We start from the raw sequence: 25438 nt of genomic DNA on the forward strand, positions 1-25438 counted from the left end.
TCAGCCGAGCAAGGGCTCGCCGGGATAAGGTTTGTGGTGCAGCTTTTGCGCCAGCCAGCCGCCGAGCAACGGCATCACCACCGCGCAGATTTGCATCCATAGCGGATGCGGCAGCATTGCCTGATTGACCAGGCCTGCCACCAGAAACACCAAAGTCACCACCCAGCCGACCCAATGGCCATCGGCAATGCGCAAGGCGAGCCAGGCACCCCCGAGCGGCGAGGCGAGCCAGCCTGCCACCATCAACACTTTTGCGGGCAGCGGAATGCTGGCAATCAGCGCGGCCAGCGTCGCCGTGTCGGCGACATTGATGTCGCCCGATACGGGGTACAGCGCGCTGCCTATAAAATCGAACACAGCGACCAGCGCGAACGCGACCAGACACCCGGCGGCGACGGCAAAGAGTTTACGCATTCACATCAGCCCCGCTTTGGAAGCGCGAGCTTACCACGCGCCGCGCGCGCTGGGAATCATCCGCGCGGCGAGTGCGGCACGACCTGGGCCATGCGTTCGCCGGTCGCACGGCACGACGCGGCCACGACGGGGTAATCAATATCGCTGTTGCGCGCCAGGGCGGCGGGCATCGCCATCTGGCAGGCGCGGATCGATTGGTAATGCGCGGGCTCGACGCGGGCCTGCTGGCAGGCGGTGCTGCCGTCGCCGCAACCCATGATCGCCATGACGTAGAACAGCGGTTCCATGATCGTCTCCGTTCGCCTGTAAAACCGACGAGACGCCTTGCTTGTTCCATGAAGCGCTTGGGATACCGCTTGACTGCGCTTACATGAGGGACAGATGCCCCCCGATACCGCCACCTCCTCGACCGCGTCCGAGCGGCCCATGCTGCCGACGCTCAAGCGTTTCCTGCCGTATCTGTGGCCGGCGGACGCGCCGATGCTGCGGCTGCGGATCGTGGGGGCGATGCTGCTGGTCGCGGTGTCCAAGTTCACCCAGGTCTATGTCAGCGCCTATACGCTGAAATGGGCGGTCGACCGCATGGCGCAGGGCGATCGCTCCGCAATGTGGATCGTGATCGCGTTGGTGCTGGGCTATGCCGGTGCGCGCTTCGCGACGACGCTGTTCGACAATCTGCGCAATGCGGTGTTCGAGCGCGTCGGGCAGGATGCGACGCGGCGCCTCGCTGCGAGCGTGTTCCGCCACCTCCACCAGCTGAGCCTGCGCTTCCATCTGGAGCGGCGCACGGGTGCGGTGACCAAGGTGGTCGAGCGCGGCACCAAGAGCATCGATACGATGCTGTATTTTATGCTGTTCAACATCGCGCCGACGGTGCTGGAACTGCTGCTGGTGCTCAACATCTTCCGTTCGAGCTTCGGCTGGGGGCTGGTCGCGGCGACGATGGCGATGGTGGTCGCTTATATCTGGTTCACGCGGATGGTGACCGACTGGCGCGCCGCTTTGCGCACGCGGATGAACGATCTCGACACCGGGGCGGTCAGCCATGCGGTCGATTCGCTGCTCAATTTCGAGACGGTCAAATATTTCGGGGCGGAGGAGCGCGAGGGCAAGCGCTATGATGCGGCGATGGCGGCTTATGCCAATGCCGCGGTCATTTCCGAAAACTCACTCGCATGGCTCAACGTCGGGCAAGCGCTGATCACCAACCTGATGCTCGGCGGCGGGATGGCGTTCGTTGCCTGGGGCTGGGGTGGCGGCAAATTCTCGGCGGGCGACGTGGTGTTCGTCTCGACGCTGCTGTCGCAGCTGTTCCGCCCGCTCGATCTGCTCGGCATGGTCTATCGCACGATCCGCCAGGGCGTGATCGACATGGGCGCGATGTTCGACCTGATCGATACGCAATCGGAGGTGGTCGACGCCCCCGACGCCACGCCGCTGGTGGTGGGGCGCGGGCATGTCCGCTTCGAGGATGTGCGCTTCGGCTATGATGCCGGGATGCCGATCCTGAAGGGCATCGATCTGGATATTCCGGCGGGCAAGACGCTGGCGGTGGTCGGGCCATCGGGCGCGGGCAAATCGACGCTGGCGCGGCTGATGTTCCGTTTCTACGACCTGACCGGCGGACGCATCACGATTGACGGGCAGGATATCGCGCAGGTGACGCAAGCGAGCCTGCGCGCGGCGATTGGCATCGTGCCGCAGGATACCGTGCTGTTCAACGACACGATCGGCTACAATATCGCTTATGGCCGTGAGGGCGCGAGCCAGGACGAGATCGAGACTGCCGCGCGTGGGGCGGCGATTGCCGGCTTCATCGAGCGCCAGCCCGAGGGCTATGCGACGCGTGTCGGCGAGCGGGGGCTGAAGCTGTCGGGCGGTGAAAAGCAGCGCGTGGCGATCGCGCGGACGTTGCTCAAGAACCCGCCGGTGCTGATCCTGGACGAAGCGACCAGCGCGCTCGACAGCCGTACCGAGGGCGAGATTCTCGACACGCTGCAGGCAATCGAACGCGGCCGCACCACGATCGTGATCGCGCATCGCCTCTCGACCGTGGTCCATGCCGACGAGATCGTCGTGCTGGAAGCCGGGCGCGTGGTCGAACGCGGCAGCCACGCCGTGCTGCTGCGCAAGAACGGGCTGTATGCGGAAATGTGGAACCGCCAGGCGCAGGAGCGCGCGGAGGAATCGGTGGCGGCGGAGTGAAGCGACGAAGCGTTCTTTATTGTCGATAGACGGAGTTTCCATGCTCGGGTAGCATCGTCGATCTCATCGGGAGTCGCTACGTGAAGCTGCTGATCAGCCTGCTCGTTCTTATGTTTGGAGCGGCGGAGGTGTGGTCCGCCCCACCCGCTCGGCGATCTGGGGTGAGCGTACCTCCCGGCAAGTTTCAGCTGTGGTTTCCGTCGCAAAAATATTGGGATTTCCGCTCAGCAGGACTTCGTGTTTCGATCGCTCCGCTGCCATGCGATGCGGCGCATCCATCAGAGGGATGCCGGTTCCAGGGGCTAAACAATCAGGCATTGGTGACGATTACGGCCAAAGGAATGGAGCGTTTTCAGGTCGAAACGGACAATCAGTCTGCCTGGTACCGGCTTGCGGTGGTGCAGATCGATCGGCGCGATCGGCTTCCTGGCGTTATCATCGAAAATAACAGCGGTGGATCGGCGGGCAGCCTGGTGCTGTATGCGATAAAGCCCGTCGGCCACCGGTTCCAGCGGGTTGTTTTGGAGCAACGCGCGAACGGAGTTGCTCAACCGTGGCTATTGGAGGGGGATATTGCGGACGATCCACAGGATCTTTCGCGCGACGGGGTCATCGACATTGTCGCACGCGATGGTCAATTCGCTTTTGCCTTTGGGTGTAATGCTTGCACGCCGCGCCCCCCGGTGATTTTCACGATCCGTAATGGACAGGGCATCGACATGTCGCGGGATCCCGCCTTCGCGCCGATCTTCCGCCGCGATATGAAGCAGAACGCAGCGGGATGTCGCAATCGGCGGCAGCGCTATCGCAACGGCGCATGCGCGGCCTACGCGGCGGACGCCGCGCGGCTAGGCCTGTATGCCCAAGCTGCTGTAAATGTCGCGCGTTGGTATAATCCGGACGGTGACGAGGGGGCGGATTTTCCGAAAGTTTTGCACGCGTTTCTGGTCAAGGCCGGGTATCTGCCGTGACGCCTCAGGCCAGCAATTCCCGATACTCCGGATGCTTCTCGATATAGGCCGCGACGAACGGGCATTGCGGGATGACCTTCAACCCCCGGTCGCGCGCCGAATCGAGCGCGGCGCGGATCAGTTTGGAGCCGACGCCGCGGCCCTCCAGCGCCTTGGGCACGATGGTGTGGGTGAACACGATCGTGCCACCTTCCATCTGATAGGCCGCGATGGCGCGCTTGCCGCCGACGGTCAGTTCGAATTCGGCCTCGGCCTTGTTGTCGCGCACGCTATCCATGGCTGGCGTTTGCACGCTTAGCGCTGGGTTGCGCAAGAGGGCGGAGCTTGCGCGGCCGCAGCGCCCAGGCCTTGCCGAACGGCGCGAACAGCGCAGTGCGCCAGCCATGCGGCCGCGTGCCGCCTCCCTCCACGCCAAAGCGCAGTGGCTCGCGGCGTGCGGCGGGCAGGTACAAGGTGCCGAACAGCCGGTCGAACAGCGCGCAGGTATTGCCGAAATTGCGATTGTGGTGCCGCACGTCGATCGAATGGTGGATCTGGTGGTGCGCCGGGCTCAGCAGCCACCGGCCCCAGCGCGGGCCGAACGTCACCCACAGATGCGAATGCTGTAAATGGGTGAGCGTGATGGCGCCGATCATCGTCAGGGCATTGACCCCGCTGATCATCACGCCGTGCGGTTCCCCCCAGCAGCGGACCGGCCAGGCCTTGCGTTACCCCGATCATGATGGCGGTGATATTGGCAAAGACGATCGTGTCGACCGGATGGACGCGAAAGGTGGTCAACAGCGACAGGCTTTCGGCCGAGTGGTGGACCGCGTGGAACTGCCACAGCAGCGGGACGGCGTGGCTGAGATAATGGTCGAGCCAATAAGCGAATTCATAAGCGAGGTAGAGCAGCAGCGTCAGCACCGCACCCGCCACGAGCGGCGGCAGGCCGAGCGGCGCGACCGGGCCGATCATGCCGCGCAGCAGCGCGGCGATCTGCACGCTCGACAGCACTGCCCAGCCGAACAGCAGCCCATAGCCGAACAGGCTGAATGCGAACCACCACAGATCGGCGCGGCCCGAGGCGCTGGAGAAGATCCGGCGGGGGAATAGCGCGCGCCGCCACACCGCCAGCCGGGGCATCGCCCGCCGCCCGCGCGGCACCGCAAGAAACGCGGCGATCAGCACCGTCACCACCAGCCCGAAAATCGACAGCGTCGACCCCGTGCCGAAGAAGGTTCCGCCGAGTTGATTGGCCCAATAGCCGGCAAGCCAGCCGATACCGTCCGAAACCATCGTCATTGTCGCGTGCACGGCACCCCCAGCCGGTCCGGGTTTCGGGATGCGGTGAGTTTAGGGCCGGATTGTGAGCGCCCGGTTAATTGCGTGGGTGTGCCCCTTACGCTTCGGGGCGGGGCACGCTAGATCGGGGCATGACGCTCGACCCCCTTCCCATATTGCAATCGACCTTCGGCTTTCCCGCCTTTCGCGGGGTGCAGGGATCGGTGGTGGAGCGCGTGCTGGCGGGGCAGAACACGCTGGCGGTGATGCCGACGGGGGCGGGCAAGTCGCTTTGCTATCAGCTTCCCGGACTGGCCTTGCCGGGAACGTGCGTCGTGGTGTCGCCGCTGATCGCGCTGATGCACGATCAGTTGCGTGCGGCGACCGCGATCGGGATCAGCGCGGCGACGCTGACCTCGGTCGATACCGACCAGATGGAGACGATCGCGCGCTTCCGGCGCGGCGAACTCGATTTGCTCTATGTCGCGCCCGAACGCGCTTCGAGTGGCAGCTTTCGCGATCTGCTCGGGCAAGCGCCGCTTGCCTTGTTCGCGATCGACGAGGCGCATTGCGTGTCCGAATGGGGGCATGACTTCCGCCCCGATTACCGGCTGCTGCGCCCGCTGCTCGATGCCTTTCCCGAGGTGCCGCGCCTGGCGCTGACAGCGACCGCCGACGCGCATACCCGTGCCGATATTCTCGACCAGCTCGGTATTCCGCATGACGGGATGATCGTCGCCGGGTTCGACCGGCCCAATATCCAGTACCGCATCAGCCCCAAGGACAATGCCACCCGCCAGATTGCCGATCTGATCGCGGAGACACCGGGGGCGGGCATCGTCTATGTCCAGAGCCGCGCGGGGACGGAGAAAATGGCGGAGGCGTTGGCCAAGACCGGACGGCCGACGCGCGCCTATCACGCCGGGCTCGACCCAGCGGTGCGCGCGCGCAACCAGGCCGATTTCGTGGCGAGCGAAGACATGGTGATGTGTGCGACGGTGGCCTTTGGCATGGGCATCGACAAGCCCGACGTGCGCTTCGTCGCCCATGCCGGGCTGCCCAAGTCGATCGAGGCCTATTATCAGGAAACGGGCCGCGCAGGGCGTGATGGCGATCCGGCGGTGGCGCATCTGTTCTGGGGTGCGGAGGATTTCGCGCGCGCGCGGCAACGCATTGGCGAGGTCGAACCCGCGCGCCAGCCGGGTGAGCGGCAGCGGCTGGCGGCGCTGGGCGCGCTGGCCGAGACAGCGGGGTGTCGGCGCAAGATCCTGCTCAAGCATTTCGGCGATGACAGCCCCGATACGTGCGGGAATTGCGACAATTGCCTCAACCCTCCGGCGGCGGTCGACGCGACGGAGGTGGCGAGGAAATTCCTCTCCGCGGTGTTTCGCACGGGCCAGAGCTTTGGCGCGGGCTATATCGAACAAGTCCTGATGGGCCAGTCGAGCGAGCGCAGCCTGATGAACGGGCATGAATCGCTCGGTGTGTTCGGCATCGCGTCTTCGCCGGAGGAAGCGGCGCTGATCAAGCCGGTCGGGCGCGCGTTGTTGCTGCGCGATGCGTTGCGGGCGAACGACTTTGGCGGGCTGGAATTCGGGCCCGGTGCGCGCGGCATCCTGAAGGAAGGCGAGCGCGTCGACCTGATCGTGCCGCCCAAGCGCACGCGGCGCACGCGCGGCGGCACGGGCGCGCAGATGAACCCGAGCGGCGATCCCTTGTTCGAGGCGCTGCGCACCAAGCGCCGCGAGCTCGCGCTGGAGGCGAGCGTGCCGCCTTATGTGATCTTCCACGATTCGGTGTTGCGCGAGATGGCGACGCTGCGCCCCGCGACGCTCGCGGCGATGGGGCGGATTACGGGTGTCGGTACGCGCAAGCTGGAGGCCTATGGCGAGGCGTTCCTGGCGGTGGTGCGGCGGTTTTAGGGAGAACACAGAGTATCTCGCGCGAAGCCGCGAAGACGCGAAGAGAAGAAGGGGAGGTGGCATGCTGCCAATCGCTTCGCGTCTTCGCGCTTCGCGTGAAATTGTGCTTGCGCCGAGGCGCGGCGAGGGGGCGCCTGGGTGCGGGCGCGATCGATGCGGTTTTCAGCGCTTTGCGATTAGCTTTTCTTCTCGGTGCGCGCAAAATCTGTCGCTTTCGCGGTGGCACCGTGCGGGTTAGAGTAACCGCATGACCACACTTCGCACCATCGACGCCACCATCTCCGTCGCGCCGCAGATTTCGCTCGAGGATCTGGCGGCGCTCGCCGCAGCCGGCTTCACCGCCATCGTCAACAACCGCCCCGACGGCGAGGATGTCGGCCAGCCGACCGGTGACGCAATCGCCGCCGCCGCAGCGGCTGCCGGGCTTGGCTATACCGCCATTCCCGTCACCCATGCCGGTTTCTCGCACCCGCAAATCGATGCGATGGCGGCGGTGTTGGCCGAGGCGAAGGGACCGGTGCTCGCTTACTGCCGATCGGGCACGCGCTCGTGCAATCTGTGGGCGCTGGCGGCGGTGAAGGCGGGCGCGCATCCCGATGCGGCAATGGCGAAGGCGGCAGCGGCGGGCTATGACCTGACCGGTCTGCGGCCGTTGCTCGACGCGCTTTCCACGGCGGCATGAGCTGGACGCAACTCGGCTATAGTCTTGCGGGCGTGATCGCGCTCGCGCTGATCGCGCGCTGGCTGCGGCTGGGCGAGAGCCGGATTGCGAGCGTGGCGCAAGCCCGCGAAACCGCCGAGCAAATGCTGGCGGGATTCATGGCACATGATGCGGTGATCGGGACCGATGGTGGCGCGGCGCTGGTGGCGGGCAATGGCACCATCGCGGTGCTCAAGCGCCACGGTGCCAGGATCGCCGCACGTCGCCTGATCGCGCCGCTTGCGCTTAGCCAGGGCATTGAGGGCGTGCGGATCGAAACCGGCGAGCGGCTGTTCGGCAGCGTGCTGCTGTTCGGCGTGACCGATGCCGAGGTGCGCGCGATCGAAGCCTCGGCCGGGCGACCGCGCGATGTGGTCGTCACGCTGCATTGACAAAGGGGTGCTGACAAGGGTGTAAGTAGCATCCATGGAGCTGCCCGATCCTGTCCCTTATGCTGTGCCCGGCTTCATTGTGCTGGTGCTGGCCGAGATGGTGGTGGCGCGGCTCCGCGACCGCACCCGCTATGAACCGCGCGATACGTTGACCTCGCTCTTGCTCGGACTGGGCAGCACCGTTGCGGGTGCGCTGTCGGTCGGGCTGGTGTATGCGATGGCATTGTGGGTGTGGCAGTTCCGCGCCTTTGACATTGGCTACCAATGGTATTGGTTCGTGCTTGCCTTCGTCATCGACGATCTGGCCTATTATGTCTTCCACCGCTCCGCACACCGCGTCCGCTGGTTCTGGGCGAGCCATGTCATCCACCATTCGAGCCAGCATTATAATCTATCGACCGCGCTCCGGCAGACCTGGACCGGCTTTGTGTCGATCGGTTTCATCTTCCGCCTGCCGCTGTTCCTGATCGGCTTTCCGCCTGCAATGGTGTTCTTTGTTGCCGGGCTTAACCTGATCTACCAATTCTGGATCCACACCGAAGTGATCGACCGGATGCCGCGCTGGTTCGAGGCGGTGATGAACACCCCGTCGCACCACCGCGCGCACCACGCGACCAATCCGCGCTATCTGGACACCAATTATGCCGGGGTGTTCATCGTGTGGGACCGGATGTTCGGCACGTTCGAGCCCGAGCGCGCCGACGATCGCCCGCACTATGGCATCGTCAAAAATCTCGGCAGCTTCAACCTGTTATGGGCGGCGTTCCATGAATGGATCGGCATCGCACAGGATGTGTGGCGCGCGCCCGGGCTTCGTGCCAAGCTTGGCTATCTGGTGATGCCGCCGGGGTGGAGCCATGATGGCAGCCGCGACACATCGGAGACGATCAAGGCGCAGTGGCGCGCGCGCTTGGACGGCATGGCAGACGGAAAAAACACAGACGAGGTACGCTAAAGTACCAGGGTGGGGAGAGGTCGAATGGAAGAAGCCGACATCGTCGTCGTCGGGGGCGGATCTGGCGGAGCGGCGGCGGCCGGGCGGCTGAGCGAAGGCGGGAAATTCTCGGTCGCCTTGCTGGAGGCGGGCGGGCGCAACACCGGTTTGCGCACGCGCATTCCGGCTTTCCTCGCTTTCCAGACCGACAAGACCAACTGGAATTACGAGACGGTGCCGCAAGCCGGGTTGAACGGCCGACGCGGGCATCAGCCGCGCGGCAAGGGGCTGGGCGGATCGAGCGCGATCAATGCGATGATCTATATTCGCGGCAATCGCTGGGACTATGACAATTGGGCGGCGATGGGGTGTCCGGGCTGGTCGTATGACGAGGTGCTGCCCTGGTTCAAACGCAGCGAACACAATGTGCGGCGTGGCGATGCCTATCATGGCGGCGACGGGCCGTTGTGGGTGAGCGACCAGAAATTCGCCAATCCCGGCAGCCTTGATTTCATTGAGGCAGGCGCGAGCCTGCAAATCCCGCGCAACATGGATTTCAATGGCGAACGGCAGGACGGGATCGGCCTGTATCAGGTGACGCAGAAGAATGGCGAGCGCTGGACCTCGGCGCGCGCCTATCTGGGGGATCGCCCGGCCAATCCCGATCTGCATATCCTGACCGGCGTTACCGCCGAACGTGTGCTGTTCGACGAAGGGCGCGTGTGGGGTGTCGCCTATCTGCAGGATGGCCAATCGAAGGTGATTCGCGCGCGGCGCGGCGTCATCCTGGCGGGCGGCGTGTTCGGCACAGCGCAATTGCTGATGCTGTCGGGGATCGGACCCGGCGTGCATTTACGCGAAAAGGGTATCGCGGTGCGGGTGGACCGGCCTGCGGTCGGGTCCAATTTGCAGGACCATATCGATTATGTCGCAGCGTTCGAGACACCGGGGACCGAGTTTGTCGGTTCATCGCTGAAGGGCACGCTGGCGATGGGCAGCGCGTTCTTCCAATGGTTGCGCAAGCGCCAGGGCATGATGACCACGCCTTTTGCCGAAGCCGGCGCCTTTCTGACCGTATCGCCCGATGCCCCCGCCCCCGACGTGCAGCTCCATTTCGTGATCGCAGCACTCGAGGATCATGGCCGCACCAAGGTGCCTGGGCATGGCTTTTCCTGCCACGTCTGCGTGCTCCGGCCCGAAAGCCACGGCACGGTGCGGCTGGCCTCGGTCGATGCGCGCGCAGCACCGTTGATCGACCCCGCCTTTTTCAGCGATTCCCGCGACATGGAGGTGATGAAGCGCGGCGTGCGCGCGATGTACCGCATTCTCGAGACCGCGCCGCTGAGCAACCACAAGGGGCGCGATCGCTACCCGATCGATCTGAGCGACGATGACGCGCTGGAGCGCCTGATCCGCGCGCGCGCCGACACGGTGTATCACCCGGTCGGGACGGCGCGCATGGGATCGGACGACGCGGCGGTGTGCGATCCGCGGTTGCGCGTGCGCGGCGTGGAAGGGCTGTACGTGGCCGATGCCTCGGTCATGCCCAAGCTCATTTCGGGCAACACCAACGCCCCATCGATCATGATCGGGGAGCGCTGTGCCGATTTTGTGACAGCGGATCTGGGATGATCGTCTAAGCGCTCCGGATGGAACGCAAAGAAACGAACTGGAACCGGATTGGGCTGGCGGCAGCAGTGGTGCTGGTGCCGGGGGGCTTTCTGCTCGGTGCCGCGCTGGTCGCGCGGCGCTATCGGCAGAAGAGCGGGGACGATTCGACGCCTATGCCGGACGCGCGCGACGACGATCCGGCGATCGAGCAGACGATTAGCGGGTAGCGGCGGCCTTTGCTTCGGTCGGGGTGGTTGCCCGTGCGCCTTCGGTCGGGTGCAGCGTTACCAGCGCGATCGCGCCCAAGGCGAAACCACCCGCAAACTGCCACAAGAAACCCGACTTCAAAACGCTGCGCATTGTAGACCCTTTCGCGGTCGGCTCCATGCCGATCGCTGCGACGCAGCAAATCGGCATTGTCCAATCGTTTCGCAAGAGGCTTTTCGGCAACCAATCGTTGCTAAAAGCTGAACCAATGGCTCACCGTACGTTTGCGCAGGCCGTCTGGATGCGTTCGCAGGCTTCGCGCAGCAGCGCGTCGGAGGTCGCATAGGAAATGCGCATCGCTGGCGACAGGCCGAACGCGGCACCCTGGACGGCGGCGACCTTGGCGTCGTCGAGCAGATAGGCGACGAACGCCTCGTCGCTGTCGATCAGCTTGCCCGAGGGCGTCGACTTGCCGATCAGCGCGGAGAATTCGGGATAGACGTAGAACGCGCCTTCGGGCCGCGGGCAGGTGATGCCGTTGGCCTGGTTGAGCATCGACACGACCAGATCGCGCCGTCCCTGGAACACGGCGGCGCGCTCCTTGAGGAAACTCTGGTCGCCATTGAGTGCGGCGACGGCAGCCGCTTGGGCGATCGAGCAGGGGTTGCTGGTCGATTGCGACTGCAGCTTGGACATCGCCTTGATCAGCCACGACGCGCCCCCGGCATAGCCGATGCGCCAGCCGGTCATGGCATAGGCCTTGGAGCAGCCGTTGACCGTCAGCGTGCGCTCGTACAGCGACGGGCATACTTGCGCGATCGTGGTGAATTCGAAGCCGTCATAGAGGATATGCTCGTACATATCGTCGGCGAAGATCCACACATGCGGATGGCGCTCGAGCACTTCGCCCAGCGCCTTCAACTCGGCAGCGCTATAGGCAGCACCGGTCGGGTTGGACGGCGAATTGAGGATCACCCATTTGGTGCGCGGGGTGATCGCCGCCTCGAGCTGCTCGGGACGCAATTTGTAGCCCTGCTCCGGCCCAGCCGCGACGAACACCGGCGTGCCGCCCGCGAACAGCACGACATCGGGATAGCTCACCCAATAAGGCGCGGGCACGATCACTTCGTCCCCGACATCGACCGTGGCGACGATCGCGTTGAACAAGGTGTGCTTGCCGCCGACATTCACGCTGATCTGGTCGGGGGTGTAGGACAGTTCGTTGTCGCGCGCGAACTTTGCGACGATCGCGGCCTTCAGCTCCGGCGTGCCGTCGACATTGGTGTACTTGGTCTGGCCGTCGCGAATCGCCTTGATCGCGGCTTCCTTCACGAAATCGGGGGTGTCGAAATCGGGTTCGCCCGCGCCCAGGCCGATCACATCGACGCCCGCGCGCTTCAATTCCTGCACGCGCGTGGTGATCGCCAGCGTCGGCGAGGGCTTGATGCGGGCGAGCGCGGCGGAAGGATGCATAAGAAAGAGCCTTGGGAAAAAGCCGTGGCGGCGGGGAACTCGCGCGAGCGCTTATCCCGCCAGCGGCGTTGCCGCAACCGTGCGTCGCGCACGAATCAGTCCGCGCAGGGCGTTACCGACGAAAAATTCATGCGTCAGATCGGCTTCGGTCAGCACGCCCTCGATCGCCCGGCCCTGCGCCAGCAGATCGGCGCGCAACACCCCCGGCAACAGTCCGTCCTCCAGTGGCGGCGTGACGAGGAGGTCCCCGCGTGGCACGAACAGCGAGGTAAAGCTCCCCTCGGTCAGTCGGCCGTCGGTGCGTACAAACACCACTTCCTCGCTGCCCGCCGCAATGCGCGCCCGATCGTAAAAGGCGCGATCGCTGGTCTTGTGACGAAGCCGGATATCGGCGGGCGTTACCGGCAAAGGAACAAGCGCGACCGACAAGGGCTGATCCGGAGCGGGGGGCATTGCGGCGATTTCGATCGCGACCGCGCCGCTCGGTGCCAGCACCAGGCGGACCTTGCGCCGCGTCCGCAGGCGGAAGGTCGCCGCCTGCAGTTCATTGCGCGTGCCGTGCCGGTCGAACGCGAAGCCAAACGCATGTGCGCTCGCCGCAAGCCGCCGGAGATGGAGGTCGAGCCGCAGAATACCGTGCTCGGGATCGAACGCCATCGTCTCGATCAGATCGAACCGGCGCGCGTCGCGAGTCAGGAAGTCGGTCTTGGCACGTGCTTCGTCCCATTCCTCGGCCGCGACCGAATCGGCGACGATGCCACCGCCCGCGCCAAAGCTGGCGTACTCCGCGCCATAAGGCAGCGTCAGCGTGCGAATCGCAACGTTGAACATGGCATCGCCATCGGCATCGAACCGACCGATCGCGCCGGTATAGAGTCCGCGCGCGGTTCCTTCGATCGCGGCGATGGCCTGCATTGCCGCGATCTTGGGCGCACCGGTGATCGATCCGCACGGAAACAGCGCCGCCAGCACGTCGACCGCGTCGGTGTCGGGGGCGATGGTGGCGGTGACGCTCGACACCAGTTGATGCACCGTCGGGTAGGTTTCCACCTCGAACAGGCGCGGCACCGCGACCGAACCGGCGCGGGCAACGCGCGCCAGATCGTTGCGCATCAAGTCCACGATCATCAAATTTTCGGCGCGCTGCTTGGGGCTGCCGACCAGCGCCGCGGCAATCGCGCGGTCCGTATCCGCGCTATCGCCGCGCCGCGCCGTGCCCTTCATCGGCCGACACAGCAGCGTGTCGCCTTCCAGCGAAAAGAACAATTCGGGCGAAAGCGAGAGGATCCGCTCAGCCCCCGTGTCGATCAGCGCGCCAAACCCGGCGCGTGCCGTCGCGCGCAAGCGGGCATAAAGCGACAGCGGGTCGCCCAGGACGCGGGCGTGCGCACGATAGGTGAGATTGGCCTGGTACAGATCCCCGGCGACGATGCACGCCTGCACGGCGGCGAAATGCGCATCATAGGTCGCCCGGTCGATCGCAGGTTCGGGCGCACCGATCCACGCCCCCGCCGGATCGGGCAGCATTGCCGGCACAGCGTCGGGGGCGATTTCGGTGTAGCGTTCGAACAGGCCGAACCACAGCAAAGGAGTCCCGGTCTCGTCCGGTCCCGCGACCGAGACCGACTCGAACGCGGCCCCGGCTTCATAGGACAGGAATCCGGCTGCCTGGAGCCCGCCAGCCCGCGCCGCGCGCAGCGCCTCCAGCGTCGGGCGGACTTCGGACACCGATCGCGCCGTGACGATTCGCACCGGATCGCAATAGAGCCGCGCCGCCGCACCGCCATCGCGCGCGTCGTCCAGCAGGACGAAGGGGCTCCGCAGTACAAGCGGGTTGGGCGATGGCGTGTGCATAATGTCGTGTAACAAATGCCCCGGCGACGCCCCTGTCGGCAACCCTTGGTTTTCGCGCGCTTGGTTTTCCGCCGCACTCACCGTATTTCAGGGGGCATGACCGCTCAGCCCCCCCAGCCGCCGCTTCGCGCCACGATCATCCCGGTGACGCCGCTGCAACAGAATTGCACGCTGTTATGGTGTACCGCGACGATGCGCGGGGCGTTCGTCGATCCGGGTGGCGACTTGCCCAAACTGCTCGCCGCCGCCGCGCAGCACAAGGTGACGGTCGAGAAGATCATCCTTACCCACGGCCATATCGACCATTGCGGCGAGGCCAAGCCGCTCGCCGAACAGCTCGGCGTCGCGATCGAGGGGCCGCATGAGGAGGATCGTTTCCTCACTTCGACCCTGTCCGAAAGTGGTGCGCAATACGGCATCCCTGGCGTCAATTTCGAGCCCGACCGCTGGCTGGTCGAGGGCGACACCGTCACCGTCGGCAATCTGGTGCTCGATGTCTATGAAACGCCTGGCCACACGCCCGGCCACGTCGTCTTCCACCACGCGCCCTCCAAACTTGCGCTGGTTGGTGACGTGCTGTTTGCAGGGTCGGTCGGCCGCACCGATTTCCCGCGCGGCAATCATCCGCAATTGCTCGACTCGATCGTCACCAAATTGTGGCCGTTGGGCGATGATACCACCTTCATTCCGGGGCACGGCCCAGCGAGCAGTTTCGCGCATGAGCGCCGCACCAACATGTTCGTCAGCGACGCAGCGCTCGCCGCCTGAGGGTCAGCCCGCGCGGACCGCGCTCGGGGCGGTCACGCTGGCTGTTGCATGCGGCAGATAGGGTAGCACCACCGCATAGCCGCCCAGGCCGAGCAGCAGCGCGAACGTAATGATCGTGCCGACCATCCGTCCGCCGGGCAAACTTTCCATCCCGAGCGCATGGCCGACTCGGCCAAGCAGGAACACCGCGCTCGCCACCCACAGCCACAGCGACGTGCCCGTGGTGAATTCGATCAGGGCGATCAGGATCAGGATGAAGGGCGTATATTCGACGAAATTCGCATGTGCGCGCATCCGGCGAATCAGCAAATCGTTGCCGCCATCGCCAATATCGATTTTGGCTTTGGTGCGGACCGATCCGGTGCGCATGGCGAGCCACAAATTCAGGATTGCAGCAGCACCCGCCGTCATCAATGTGATTGGCAACGCGATCGAACTCATCGTTCTTCTCCCCCAGGCAGGCCCGGAAACCGGGTGATGCGGCCTTGGCATCCATTCCTCGAGCTTGCAACGCCGCGCAGAATCGCTATAGGCCGCCATCTTCGCGATTTGTCTGGCATCGGTGCCGCTTGCGCGGCCAACCTCAGGCGTTGGTTGCGGAGAGCCCGAACCGGGCGTATCGCACCTGTCAGACAAGCATAAGGTTTCGCCGAAATGGCCGTCCCCAAAAGAAAAACCACGCCGTCCAAGCGCGGCATGCGTCGTTCGCACGATTCGCTGACCGTCGCGTCGTTCCAGGAATGCCCGAACTGTGGCGAACTGAAGCGTCCGCACAATCTGTGCCCGTCGTGCGGCCATTATAACGGTCGTGAGATCGTTTCGGTCGAAGGCTGACCTGACGCAACGCTCGGACAGTGAACAGGGAGCGGCCAGCGTGACGAACAGCTCCCGGATCGCGATCGATGCGATGGGTGGCGACGAAGGGCTGGCGGTGATGCTCGCCGGGGTGGCGCGTGCCCGCCGCCGGTTCGAGGACATGCGCTTCATTCTGGTCGGCGACGAGGCAGCGATTCGGGCTGGGCTGTTGAACCACCCCAACCTCACCGCGCATTCCGAAATCGTCCATGCGCCGGAGGTTGTCGGCTCGAGCGACAAGCCGAGCCAGGCGATTCGCCGCGCCAAGACGACGTCGATGGGTATTGCCATCGACATGGTGAAGCAGGGCCGCGCTGCCGCTTGCGTGTCGGCGGGCAATACCGGTGCGCTGATGGCGATGTCGAAGCTGTCGCTGCGCATGATCCCGGGGATCGACCGCCCGGCACTGGCGGGGCTGATGCCGTCGCTGGGCGACAATGACACGGTCGTGCTCGATCTCGGTGCCAATACCGAGTGCGATTCGCGTAATCTCATTCAGTTTGCCGTGATGGGCGCGGCCTATGCGCGCACGACGCTGGATCTCGCGCGCCCGCGAGTCGCGCTGCTCAATATCGGCAGCGAGGACCAGAAGGGCACCGAGACGATCCGCGATGCCGCCACCGCCTTGCGCGCCGCCGCGCATCTTCCACTGGAATTTACCGGCTTCATCGAAGGCGACAAATTGTCGCGCGGTGATGTCGATGTGATCGTGTGCGACGGCTTTTCCGGCAATATCGCGCTGAAAACCGCCGAAGGCACCGCGCGGTTCGTCGCCGATCTGCTCAAGCGGGCTTTCCGGTCTTCGGTCCGCTCGAAGATCGGCTTCCTCATCTCGCGCCCCGCAACCGAATTACTGCGCCATCATCTCGACCCGAATAACCACAATGGTGCCGTTTTTCTGGGGCTTAACGGGCTGGTCGTTAAAAGCCACGGCGGTGCCAACGAAGTGGGCGTGGCCACCGCAATCGCGGCGGCGGCGAAGATGGTGCGCGATGATCTGACGCGGCGAATCGCGGAAGATCTGGGTGATTTCGAGAAAAAGGCGGCATGATGCAAAGCGTGATTATCGGCACCGGATCGGCGCTGCCGACGCGGCGCGTGTCCAATGCCGAGCTGGCCGAAACCGTCGACACCTCGGACGAATGGATCGTCGAGCGCACCGGCATCCGCTTCCGTCACATTGCCGGCCCTGACGAGACCACCGCCACGCTGGCCGCAGACGCGTGCCGCGCGGCGCTGGGTTCCGCCGGTATTGCGGCGCAGGACATCGATTTGATCGTGCTGGCGACGGCCACGCCGGACCAGACCTTCCCGGCCAGCGCGACCAAGGTGCAGGCGATGCTCGGCATCGATGATTGCGTGGCCTTCGATGTCGCCGCCGTCTGTTCGGGCTTTCTCTATGCGCTGCAGGTTGCCGACAGCATGTTGCGCAGCGGGGCCGCCAGGCGCGCGCTGGTGATCGGTGCGGAGACCTTCAGCCGTATCCTCGACTGGGAAGACCGCGCGACCTGCGTGCTGTTCGGCGATGGCGCGGGCGCAGTGGTGCTGGAGGCGCAGGACACGGGCGCACGCGGCATTCTCGCGGTGCGGCTCCACGCCGATGGCCGCCATAACGAACTGCTTTATGTCGATGGTGGTCCCTCGACCACCGGCACTGTCGGCAAGGTGCGGATGAAGGGGCGCGAGGTGTTTCGCCACGCCGTCGTCAATCTCGCCTCGGTGATGACCGAGACGCTGGCCGTTGCCGGGCTTTCGGCGGGCGATGTCGACTGGCTGGTGCCGCATCAGGCCAATGCCCGCATCCTGGATGCAACGGCGCGCAAGCTCAACCTGTCGCCCGACAAAGTCGTCGTCACGGTTGACCAGCATGCCAACACTTCGGCCGCCTCGGTTCCACTCGCGCTCGATACCGCGGTCAAGGACGGGCGGATCAAGCATGGCGATCTGATTGTGCTGGAAGCGATGGGCGGCGGCTTCACCTGGGGTGCCGCGGTGATTCGCTTCTAATCCCTTCTTACGAGGAAGTAACTAGTACTTTCAGTCAAGCACTTCTGTGTGTTAGGTCGGTTCTCTACCATTCTTCGGGGAGGGAAACGGAATGGCATCTGTAGGAACGTTGACACGGGCCGATCTGGCGGAGGCGCTGCACAATAGTGTTGGCCTGTCGCGCGCGGATTCGTCCAAGCTGGTTGAGCAAATCCTTGGCCATATGTGTGGTGCGCTGGCCAAGGGCGACAACGTCAAGATTTCGGGCTTCGGCACCTTCGTCCTGCGCGACAAGGGCGAGCGCGTCGGTCGAAATCCAAAGACGGGCATCGAAGTCCCGATCGCGCCGCGCCGCGTGCTTACCTTCCGCGCCAGCCAGATGATGCGCGATCGCATCGTCGACGCCGACTGACGCTGACCATGGCGGTTCCGCCCGCGAAAGCCGACGCTCCTGCTGCAGCGGAGTCGGGCGGCAAGGCGGCGGGCGCGTATCGCACGATCGGGGAATTGTCGCGGGAGACGGGGCTGCCGCAGCATATCTTGCGCTATTGGGAGACCCGCTTCCCCCAGCTGCGACCGCTGCAGCGCGCCGGCAATCGCCGTTATTACCGTCCCGAGGACGTGGCGCTGGTCCGGCGTATTGCGGCGATGCTGGAGCAGGACGGCTATACGATTCGCGGCGTGCAAAAGGCACTGTTGCTCGAGGGCAAACCACCGTCGCCCCGCAACGCCGCGCTGGATAACAGAGCGCGGGACGCAATTCTGGCGGTGCGCACCGCTTTGGCAACGGCCCTCACCGACGACGCGTGAGCGGCGTGCCGAAGGGAGGGGAAGCGGAGGACAGCGCCCGCTTCCCGCGCGTGCTTCACCCGTCCAGGCTGCGCGACGCCTGTTCCGCCATATCCTTCGACAAGCCCGGCACCGCCACGATCCGTTCGAGCTGCGCGCGCATCAGCGCGGCGCGGCTGGGGTCGAAGCGCTTCCAGCGGCCGAGCGGGGGAATCAGCTTGGCGGCGGTTTGCGGGTTGATCCGGTCCAGCGCGATCAGTTGATCGGCCAGGAAGCGATAGCCCGATCCATCGGCTGTGTTGAAGGCGCGCTGATTGACCCCGAAGGCACCGATCAGCGCGCGTGCGCGATTGGGGTTGGCGAGCGTGAAATCGCGATGCTGTGACAGTTCCAGCACGATCGCGCCGGTGTCGTCGCGCGGGGCCATCGCCTGCACCGAGAACCATTTGTCGAGCACCAGCGCATTGTCGCTGTAGCGATTGTAGAAGATGTCGAGCGCAGGCGTGCGCTGGGTGGAATCGCCCGCGACCAAGGTGGTCAACGCGCTTTGCCGGTCGGTCATATTGTCGGCGGCTTCGAATTGCGCGAACGCCAGTGCGCCCGCATCACCCGCCCCCGACGCCGCAATATAGCCGAGCGCCACCGATTTCAGCCGCCTCAGGCCCTTGGCCTCCGGCGAATAGACATAGCCGTCGGTGGTGGCGCGGGCCGCATGATAGGCAGTGCGCCACGCATCCTCCAGCGTGCGCCCGATATCGCGGCGCAGGGCTTCGCGGGCGCGGAAGATCGCTTCGGGATCGACCACCGCCATCTGGTCGCCGATGAAGCTTTCCGACGGCAGCAGTACGGCTTCCGCGACGAAAGCACGGTCGAGCTGCGGGTTGGCGAGCGTGCCGCCAATCGCTGCGATCACGGCTGCGTGATCGACGCGGGTACCACCGGCGCTTTCCACCAGCGTGTCGAGCATGAGTTGCTGCAACGCCTCATAGCGCGCGAACGGATCGTCATCCTGCGCGGCGAGGAAGGCGAGATCGGCGGCGCTGCGATCGGTTTCGAGGATCGCCGGGGCCGAGAAGCCGCGGTTGATCGACAGGATCGGGCGTTCGCGCACATCCTCGAACACGATACGGTGTTCCGGCTCGGTCAGCAGCACGGTCTGTTCGGGCGCAAAGGCCTGTGCACTGTCGGCCCCGAACAATTTTATCCGGAGCGGCAGCACGACTGGTTGCTTGACGGTCTGGCCCGGCGTCGGGGGCGTGTTCTGTGCCAGCACCAGTTCCGCGCGGCCTGAGCCCTCGTGATGGAGCAAGGAGGCGGTGATGCGCGGCGTTCCGGCCTGCGAATACCAGCGACGGAATTGCGTCAGGTCGGTTCCGCTGGCGTCTTCCAGCGAGGCGACGAAATCCTCGCACGTAGCCGCTGTGCCATCGAACCGGTCGAAATACAGATCGGTGCCGGCGCGGAAGGCCTCAGCGCCCAGCATCGTCGCCAGCATGCGGATGATCTCGGCGCCCTTGTTATAGATGGTGGCGGTGTAGAAGTTGGAGATTTCCTGATAGGAATCGGGGCGGATCGGATGGGCGAGCGGTCCGGCATCCTCGGGGAATTGCGCCGCGCGCAGGCCGCGCACATCCTCGATCCTTTTGACCGCAGCCGACCCCTGATCGGCCGAGAAGCATTGGTCGCGATAGACGGTGAAGCCTTCTTTAAGCGACAGTTGGAACCAGTCGCGGCAGGTGACGCGGTTGCCCGACCAGTTATGAAAATATTCGTGCGCGACGACGGCGGCGATGCCGTCATAATCATAATCGGTCGCCGTGTCGGGATCGGCGAGGATGTAGCGGCTGTTGAAGATGTTCAGCCCCTTATTCTCCATCGCGCCGAAGTTGAAATCGTCGACCGCGACGATGTTGAACACGTCGAGATCATATTCGCGGCCATAGACACGCTCGTCCCACGCCATTGCGGCTTTGAGCGCAGCGAGTGCGTGGTCGGTGCGCGGTACGTCGGCGGCGCGCACCCAGATGCCGAGCGCCACTTCGCGGCCCGACAGGGTGACGAAGCTGCCGCGATTGACCGCGAGATCGCCCGCCACCAGCGCGAACAGGTAACAGGGCTTGGGGAAAGGATCGCGCCATTCGGCCCAGTGCCGCCCGTCGGGGAGGTCACCGGAAGCGATCGGGTCGCCATTGGCGAGCAAGACCGGATAGCGGGCTTTGTCCGCCGTCATCCGCACCTGATAGCGGCTGAGCACGTCGGGCCGGTCGGGGAAATAGGTGATGCGGCGGAAGCCCTCGGCCTCGCACTGCGTGCAGAGGTTGCCGCCTGAGGCGTACAGCCCCATCAGCTGCGTGTTGCGCTCGGGCGCGATCTCGACCTCGGTCTCGATGACATGCGCCGAGCCCGTGAGCGGCAGCACCAGCGTTTCGCCCTCGATCGTCCAGTCATTGACCGCGACCCCGTCGACGCTGACCGACAGCAGCGTCTGCCCGGCCCCGTCGAGCCGCAGCGGCCGATAATGCGCATCGCTGCGCTGCACATGGAGCGTAGCCTTCACGCGGGTAGCGGCGGGGTCGAGCGCGAAGTCCAGCGCGATCTCGGGCACCTGCCAGTCGGGCGCGGTATAATCCTCGCGGCGGGTGACATGCGGTGTAGCCGTCGGCTGGGCGGAGCTGGTCTGGATGTCGAGCATTCCCCGAGATGTAGGACTCGTGGCGGTGCGGTGCCACCGAAATCGCCCGATTTGCGCGCCCGAATCGCTGTGGTAGCGGGGCGAGACTGGAAAGGACGATGATGAAGATCTGGATTGCGGGCTTGATCGCGCTGGCAAGCGCAAGCGCGGGGTTTGCGCAACAGGCCCCGCTGCCCGACGATCAGGCGGCGATGAAGGCGCACGTCCTGTTCCTCGCCTCCGACGCGCTGCGTGGGCGTGAGGCGGGCAGCCCCGAATATAGGATCGCCGCCGAATATGTCGCGGCGCAATTCTTTGCCGCCGGGCTGAAGCCGGCCGGGGATGCGGGCAGCTATATCCAGAAGGTGCCGCTGGTCACCTATCGCGCCGCCGATAAGGGCGATGTCGTGCTCACCGGCGCGGGTGCGGGCCCGCGCACGCTGGTCTTTGGCGAGGATTATGTGCCGGGCGCGGTGGCGAGTGCCGCGCAGACCGCGCTCGATGCGCCGGTGGTGTTCGTCGGCTATGGGCTGGTCGCGCCCACTTATCGCCGCGACGATTATGCCGGGGTGGATGTGCGCGGCAAGATCGTCGCGCTGTTCGCGGGCGCGCCGAACAGCTTCCAGAGCGAGGAACGCGCGCATTTCCAGAGCGTGGCGACCAAGGCGGTGATCGCGACGCAGCATGGCGCGGCCGGCGTGGTGGTGCTGACGCGTGGTCCCTTGCCGGGGGGCGGGGCGGGCTTCGACCGGCCGCGCACGACCTGGGCGTGCGCGAATGGCACGGGCGAGACCGTCGGCGCGCCGGTGCTGGCGACGCTGAGCGCGACCGGGGCGGCCAAGCTGTTCGCGGGCGGGGCGACGCCGTGGAGCGAGATCGTCAAAAGCGCGGCCGACCGCGAGGCCGTCTTCCGCGCGGAGCCGCTCGGCGTCAGCATGACGGTGTCGCTGAAGACCGCGTTCGAGCCGATGGGCAGCGGCAATGTCGCCGGCATGCTGCCCGGCAGCGACCCAAAGCTCGCCAAGGAAGTGGTCGTGCTGTCGGCGCATCTCGATCATCTCGGCGTCGGGCGGCCCGATGCCAAGGGCGACACGATCTATAATGGCGCGGAGGACAATGCGGTCGGCATCGCCTCGCTGATCGAGGAAGCCAAGCGCTTCAAGGCGTCGGGCAAGCGCCCGCGTCGCTCGATCCTGTTCCTGGCAGTGACGGCGGAGGAAAAAGGGCTGGTCGGCTCCGACTATTTCGCCAAGCACCCGACCGTGCCGATCTCCAGCATCGTCGCCGACGTCAATCTCGATATGCCGATCCTGTCCTACGCCTTTGAAGACATGACGGTGTTCGGGGCCGATCGATCGACCTTGGGGCCGATCGTCGCGCAGGCGGTGGGCGCATTGGGGGTGACGATGTCGCCCGATCCCGATCCGGTGCAGGGCATTTTCGTGCGATCGGACCATTATCGCTTCGTGCAGCAGGGCGTGCCCTCGGTGTTCCTGTGGCCGGGGCAGAAGGGGCCGGGCAAGGCGGCGACCGCGGAATTCTTCGCGCATCGCTATCATCAGCCTGCCGATGACCTGTCGCAGCCGATCGACTGGGCGCAGGGCATTCGTTTCGTCGATGCCAATTATGCGATCGCGCGCGCGATTGCCGATGGCGATGCGCGGCCGCGCTGGAACAAGGGCGATTTCTTCGGGTTGCTGTACAATGGCTATGGGGCGAAATGATGTGCGGCTGCTGATCTTCGGGCTCGGCTATACCGCGCAAATGCTGGCGGCACGGGTGCGCGCTGCGGGCGGAGTGGTGGTCGGCACCACGCGCGACGGGCGCGACGGTACGATCCGCTTCGATGATGGCGCGGCGGTTGCGCTGGAACTGGGCGCGGCGACGCATATCCTCTCCTCGGTGCCGCCTGCGGGCGAGGTCGATCCGGTGCTGGTCACCTATGGCACGGCCCTGCGCGCGAGCGGGGCGTGGCTCGGCTACCTGTCCTCGACCGGGGTTTACGGCGATGCTGGCGGGGCGTGGGTCGATGAGAGCGCCGCGATCGGCAGCGGTCGCCGCAATGCGCGGGCCGAAGCCGATGCCGCGTGGCAGGAGATCGGCGCTCGGGTGTTTCGCTTACCGGGTATTTATGGTCCGGGGCGGTCGCCACTCGATCGTGTCGCCAGCGGTATGGCGCACCGCGTCGATGTCGCCGACCAGGTGTTCAGCCGTTGCCATGTCGACGACATAGCGCGCGGGGTGATCGCGGGGTTCGATGGGCCACGGGGGGTATACAATCTCGCCGACGATCTCCCCGCCAGCCAGAATGCGGTGGTGGCGTTCGCGGCGCGGCTGTTGGGGCTCGCCGCGCCTGCCTTCGTGCCGCTGGAGACGCTGTCGCCAATGGCGCGCGGTTTCTATGCCGAGAATCGGCGGGTGGCCAACGGCAAGGCGAAGCGCGTGCTCGGCTGGAGACCGCTCTACCCCGATTACCGCGCGGGTCTGCGTGCCCTGAGCGCGATGATCAGGCCGCCGATCACCAGCGCCGCGCCTGCCCCGGCGAGCAGCGACCAGCGATAGCCCTCGAACAGCGTCGACAGGCACATGGCGATGACGGGGACGAGCACGCCCGAATAGGCCGCCTTGGCCGGGCCGATCACGCGGAGCACGCCGAAATAGAGCGGGAAGGCGATCGCCGAGGCGAACACGCCGAGATAGAGCGTGGCGGCGAGATAGGGTAAAGTCGGCTCGATCACCGGTGGCCCGGTCGTCACCCAGGCGAAGGCGGCGTCGAACGACGCGCCGATCAGCATGGCCACGCCGAGCGTCGGGATCATCGGATAGGCGCGCGCGGTGCGCGTGCCCTGCATGACATTGGCGGTCGAGGCGGAGAAGATCGCCAGCGTCGTAAAGCCGATCCCGGTCATCACTTCGCCGGGACCATGCGGATCGATCCGCATTTCGCGCAGGAACAGGAGGGTGACCCCGACCATCGCCACGCCGACCCCGACGAGCAATTGCCGCCCGAGCCGCTGGCCGAGAAAAATGCGCCCGAACAAGGCGTTGGGCAACAGCATCAGCGCGAACACCACCGCCACCAGGCCGGAGGCGATATGCGCCTCGGCACGATAGACGAAATTGAAGTTGAGGCAGAATTGCATCAGCCCGAGCAAGGCGGCAAAGCCCCAGCCGCGCGCATCGAGCTGGACGCGCTCGCGCCGGACGGCGGCATAGCCGAGCATCACGATCCCGGCGATGAGGAAGCGATAGGTGACCGACCAGCTTGGCGGCACCACGCCCAATTGCCCGCGAATGACCAGCCAGGTCGACCCCCAGATCAGCGTGACGATGCCGAACGGGATCAGGATCGCGAGACGGCTCGAATTGGGGGGCGGATCGCCGCTCAAAGCGCGGCGATCGCATCGGCGAGCGGGCGGATGTCCTCGGGGCGCTGATTCCACGAAACCACCAGTCGCGCTTCGCCCGGACCCCAGTCATAGAAATCGAAACCAAGTGCGCGCAGTGCCTCGGCCTCGGCGGCGGTGACGCGCAGGAACACTTCGTTCGCCTCGACCGGGTTGACCAGCCGGTCGCCCGCAGCCTGCGCCAGCAAGGCCGCCCCGGCATTGGCACCCCGCGCCAGATCGAGCCACAGATCGCCGTCGAGCATCGCCAGCAATTGCGCCGCGAGATAGCGGCCTTTGGACAACAGCAACCCGGCGCGCTTGCGGCGATAGAGCGTCGCGGCGGCAAGCTCGGGCTTGAAGAAGATCAGCGCCTCGGCGCTCATCCCGCCATTTTTGATAAAGCCGAAGCTCAGCGCATCGACCCCGGCGCGCCACGTCAGGTCGGCGGGCGCGCAGCCGAGATGCGCGACGGCGTTGGCGAAGCGCGCACCGTCCATATGCAGCCCAAGCCCACGCTCACGCGCGAGCTGGCCGATCGCGGCGACGTCATTGGGGGTGTAGACCAGCCCATATTCGGTGGCGTTGGTGATCGAAATCGCATGTGGTTGCACCTGATGGACGTCGGTGCGCGTCGCATCGAGCAGGGCGCGGATCGAATCGGGGGTCAGCTTCGCGCCCTCGCCCTCGGCCAGCAGCAATTTGGCACCGTGGGTGTAGAATTCGGGCGCGCCGGCTTCGTCATTCTGGATATGCGCGTCGCGGTGGCAGACGATCGCGCCATGCGGCGGGCACAAGGCTGCGAGCGCGAGGCAATTGGCCGCTGTGCCCGAGGGCACCCACAAGGCGCGCACCGGGGTTTCGAACAGCTCCGAAAAACGCGCGTCGAGCTGTTTGCTCCAGCCATCGCCGTCATATGCGGTGTCGAGCACATTGGCGTCGGCCATGGCGGCGAGGACGGTGGCGTGGACGGGGGCGGCGTTGTCGGAGAAGAAGCGCATGGCACAGCAATGCGGGCGTGCTTGCCCGGCGTCAAC

At 65.5% G+C, this 25438-nt stretch carries 27 protein-coding genes and 1 pseudogene; 16 read left to right on the forward strand and 12 right to left on the reverse strand.

What is annotated here, in order from left to right:
- Together EJC47_RS05530 and EJC47_RS05535 are read right to left on the reverse strand one after the other, a co-directional pair.
- Nucleotides 1-414 (reverse strand): hypothetical protein, encoded by a 414-nt coding sequence (locus EJC47_RS05530; RefSeq protein ID WP_126845870.1) that lies wholly within the window; start codon nt 412-414, stop codon nt 1-3.
- Between the two features lie 56 nt (nt 415-470).
- A complete protein-coding gene (locus EJC47_RS05535) occupies nt 471-701 on the reverse strand; it encodes a hypothetical protein (protein ID WP_033963578.1) in 231 nt (76 codons plus the stop codon).
- Between the two features lie 94 nt (nt 702-795).
- On the opposite strand from EJC47_RS05535, the gene EJC47_RS05540 reads away from it, so the two are divergent.
- Both EJC47_RS05540 and EJC47_RS05545 read left to right on the forward strand, forming a co-directional pair.
- A complete protein-coding gene (locus tag EJC47_RS05540; protein ID WP_185867569.1) occupies nt 796-2619 on the forward strand; it encodes an ABCB family ABC transporter ATP-binding protein/permease in 1824 nt (607 codons plus the stop codon).
- Between the two features lie 80 nt (nt 2620-2699).
- On the forward strand, nt 2700-3590 hold the full coding sequence (locus tag EJC47_RS05545; RefSeq protein ID WP_126845872.1) for a hypothetical protein: 891 nt from the start codon (nt 2700-2702) through the stop codon (nt 3588-3590).
- Between the two features lie 4 nt (nt 3591-3594).
- Here EJC47_RS05545 and EJC47_RS05550 read toward each other — a convergent pair whose 3' ends face one another.
- The 3 genes and pseudogenes from EJC47_RS05550 to EJC47_RS21545 all read right to left on the reverse strand — a co-directional run.
- Nucleotides 3595-3882, reverse strand: coding sequence for a GNAT family N-acetyltransferase (locus EJC47_RS05550; protein ID WP_260591485.1), 288 nt, complete (start codon nt 3880-3882; stop codon nt 3595-3597).
- Nucleotides 3860-4252 carry a sterol desaturase family protein gene (locus EJC47_RS21540; RefSeq protein WP_409574476.1) on the reverse strand — a complete coding sequence of 131 codons (393 nt, stop codon included), beginning with the start codon at nt 4250-4252 and terminating at the stop codon, nt 3860-3862. Before EJC47_RS21540 ends, EJC47_RS05550 begins: the two co-directional genes overlap by 23 nt.
- A 58-nt stretch (nt 4253-4310) precedes the next feature.
- A pseudogene (locus EJC47_RS21545) lies at nt 4311-4874 on the reverse strand (sterol desaturase family protein); the annotation flags it as partial.
- Nucleotides 4875-5005: 131 nt separating this feature from the next.
- Between EJC47_RS21545 and recQ the strand changes: the two are divergent.
- The 6 genes from recQ to EJC47_RS05585 all read left to right on the forward strand — a co-directional run bounded on the left by recQ (nt 5006) and on the right by EJC47_RS05585 (nt 10639).
- On the forward strand, nt 5006-6775 hold the full coding sequence (recQ, locus tag EJC47_RS05560) for a DNA helicase RecQ (protein WP_126845878.1): 1770 nt from the start codon (nt 5006-5008) through the stop codon (nt 6773-6775).
- 247 nt (nt 6776-7022) lie between these two features.
- Nucleotides 7023-7457, forward strand: coding sequence for a TIGR01244 family sulfur transferase (locus tag EJC47_RS05565; protein WP_126845881.1), 435 nt, complete (start codon nt 7023-7025; stop codon nt 7455-7457).
- Entirely contained in the window at nt 7454-7867 is a 414-nt protein-coding gene (locus EJC47_RS05570) for a hypothetical protein (protein ID WP_126845883.1), read from the forward strand. The genes EJC47_RS05565 and EJC47_RS05570 overlap by 4 nt, the downstream gene beginning before the upstream one ends.
- A gap of 34 nt (nt 7868-7901) precedes the next feature.
- A complete protein-coding gene (locus tag EJC47_RS05575) occupies nt 7902-8822 on the forward strand; it encodes a sterol desaturase family protein (RefSeq protein ID WP_126845885.1) in 921 nt (306 codons plus the stop codon).
- Between the two features lie 24 nt (nt 8823-8846).
- On the forward strand, nt 8847-10433 hold the full coding sequence (locus EJC47_RS05580) for a GMC family oxidoreductase (protein WP_126845887.1): 1587 nt from the start codon (nt 8847-8849) through the stop codon (nt 10431-10433).
- 17 nt (nt 10434-10450) lie between these two features.
- Nucleotides 10451-10639: a hypothetical protein gene (locus EJC47_RS05585; protein WP_126845889.1), complete on the forward strand. Its 189-nt coding sequence runs from the start codon at nt 10451-10453 to the stop codon at nt 10637-10639.
- Here the strand turns inward: EJC47_RS05585 and EJC47_RS20970 are convergent.
- The 3 genes from EJC47_RS20970 to pabB all read right to left on the reverse strand — a co-directional run bounded on the left by EJC47_RS20970 (nt 10629) and on the right by pabB (nt 13946).
- The gene (locus EJC47_RS20970) at nt 10629-10772 is read right to left on the reverse strand and encodes a hypothetical protein (RefSeq protein WP_169313332.1); all 144 of its coding nucleotides are present in this window, start codon (nt 10770-10772) and stop codon (nt 10629-10631) included. The genes EJC47_RS05585 and EJC47_RS20970 overlap by 11 nt on opposite strands.
- 120 nt (nt 10773-10892) lie before the next feature.
- Nucleotides 10893-12092, reverse strand: coding sequence for a pyridoxal phosphate-dependent aminotransferase (locus EJC47_RS05590; RefSeq protein WP_126845892.1), 1200 nt, complete (start codon nt 12090-12092; stop codon nt 10893-10895).
- 51 nt (nt 12093-12143) lie between these two features.
- Nucleotides 12144-13946, reverse strand: coding sequence for an aminodeoxychorismate synthase component I (pabB, locus tag EJC47_RS05595; protein ID WP_126846174.1), 1803 nt, complete (start codon nt 13944-13946; stop codon nt 12144-12146).
- Nucleotides 13947-14042: 96 nt separating this feature from the next.
- On the opposite strand from pabB, the gene EJC47_RS05600 reads away from it, so the two are divergent.
- Nucleotides 14043-14714: an MBL fold metallo-hydrolase gene (locus EJC47_RS05600; RefSeq protein ID WP_126845894.1), complete on the forward strand. Its 672-nt coding sequence runs from the start codon at nt 14043-14045 to the stop codon at nt 14712-14714.
- A gap of 3 nt (nt 14715-14717) precedes the next feature.
- Here the strand turns inward: EJC47_RS05600 and EJC47_RS05605 are convergent, their stop codons facing one another.
- Nucleotides 14718-15155, reverse strand: a complete 438-nt coding sequence (locus EJC47_RS05605; RefSeq protein WP_185867570.1) for an MAPEG family protein — start codon at nt 15153-15155, stop codon at nt 14718-14720.
- 213 nt (nt 15156-15368) lie between these two features.
- Here EJC47_RS05605 and rpmF point away from each other — a divergent pair, with 213 nt between their 5' ends.
- The 5 genes from rpmF to EJC47_RS05630 all read left to right on the forward strand — a co-directional run bounded on the left by rpmF (nt 15369) and on the right by EJC47_RS05630 (nt 18365).
- Entirely contained in the window at nt 15369-15548 is a 180-nt protein-coding gene (gene rpmF, locus EJC47_RS05610; RefSeq protein ID WP_010406047.1) for a 50S ribosomal protein L32, read from the forward strand.
- Nucleotides 15549-15588: 40 nt separating this feature from the next.
- Nucleotides 15589-16620, forward strand: a complete 1032-nt coding sequence (gene plsX / locus EJC47_RS05615) for a phosphate acyltransferase PlsX (RefSeq protein WP_033965872.1) — start codon at nt 15589-15591, stop codon at nt 16618-16620.
- Nucleotides 16617-17576, forward strand: coding sequence for a beta-ketoacyl-ACP synthase III (locus tag EJC47_RS05620; protein WP_033965871.1), 960 nt, complete (start codon nt 16617-16619; stop codon nt 17574-17576). Before plsX ends, EJC47_RS05620 begins: the two co-directional genes overlap by 4 nt.
- Nucleotides 17577-17667: 91 nt before the next feature.
- Nucleotides 17668-17967: an integration host factor subunit alpha gene (locus EJC47_RS05625; protein WP_029622769.1), complete on the forward strand. Its 300-nt coding sequence runs from the start codon at nt 17668-17670 to the stop codon at nt 17965-17967.
- An 8-nt stretch (nt 17968-17975) separates the two neighbouring features.
- A complete protein-coding gene (locus EJC47_RS05630) occupies nt 17976-18365 on the forward strand; it encodes a MerR family transcriptional regulator (RefSeq protein WP_033965869.1) in 390 nt (129 codons plus the stop codon).
- Between the two features lie 55 nt (nt 18366-18420).
- Here the strand turns inward: EJC47_RS05630 and pepN are convergent, their stop codons facing one another.
- Nucleotides 18421-21036: an aminopeptidase N gene (gene pepN / locus EJC47_RS05635; RefSeq protein WP_126845896.1), complete on the reverse strand. Its 2616-nt coding sequence runs from the start codon at nt 21034-21036 to the stop codon at nt 18421-18423.
- Nucleotides 21037-21134: 98 nt separating this feature from the next.
- Between pepN and EJC47_RS05640 the strand changes: the two genes are divergently transcribed.
- Nucleotides 21135-22739: a M28 family peptidase gene (locus EJC47_RS05640; protein WP_260591486.1), complete on the forward strand. Its 1605-nt coding sequence runs from the start codon at nt 21135-21137 to the stop codon at nt 22737-22739.
- Nucleotide 22740: 1 nt separating this feature from the next.
- Nucleotides 22741-23577, forward strand: a complete 837-nt coding sequence (locus EJC47_RS05645) for an NAD(P)-dependent oxidoreductase (RefSeq protein ID WP_126845898.1) — start codon at nt 22741-22743, stop codon at nt 23575-23577.
- On the opposite strand, the gene EJC47_RS05650 is transcribed toward EJC47_RS05645, so the two are convergent.
- On the reverse strand, nt 23487-24404 hold the full coding sequence (locus EJC47_RS05650) for a DMT family transporter (RefSeq protein ID WP_126845900.1): 918 nt from the start codon (nt 24402-24404) through the stop codon (nt 23487-23489). The genes EJC47_RS05645 and EJC47_RS05650 overlap by 91 nt on opposite strands.
- Nucleotides 24401-25402: a threonine aldolase family protein gene (locus tag EJC47_RS05655; RefSeq protein WP_126845902.1), complete on the reverse strand. Its 1002-nt coding sequence runs from the start codon at nt 25400-25402 to the stop codon at nt 24401-24403. The genes EJC47_RS05650 and EJC47_RS05655 overlap by 4 nt, the downstream gene beginning before the upstream one ends.
- Nucleotides 25403-25438: the final 36 nt, after the last annotated feature.

This window comes from Sphingomonas sp. TF3 (assembly GCF_003985085.1).
GTDB lineage: Bacteria > Pseudomonadota > Alphaproteobacteria > Sphingomonadales > Sphingomonadaceae > Sphingomonas.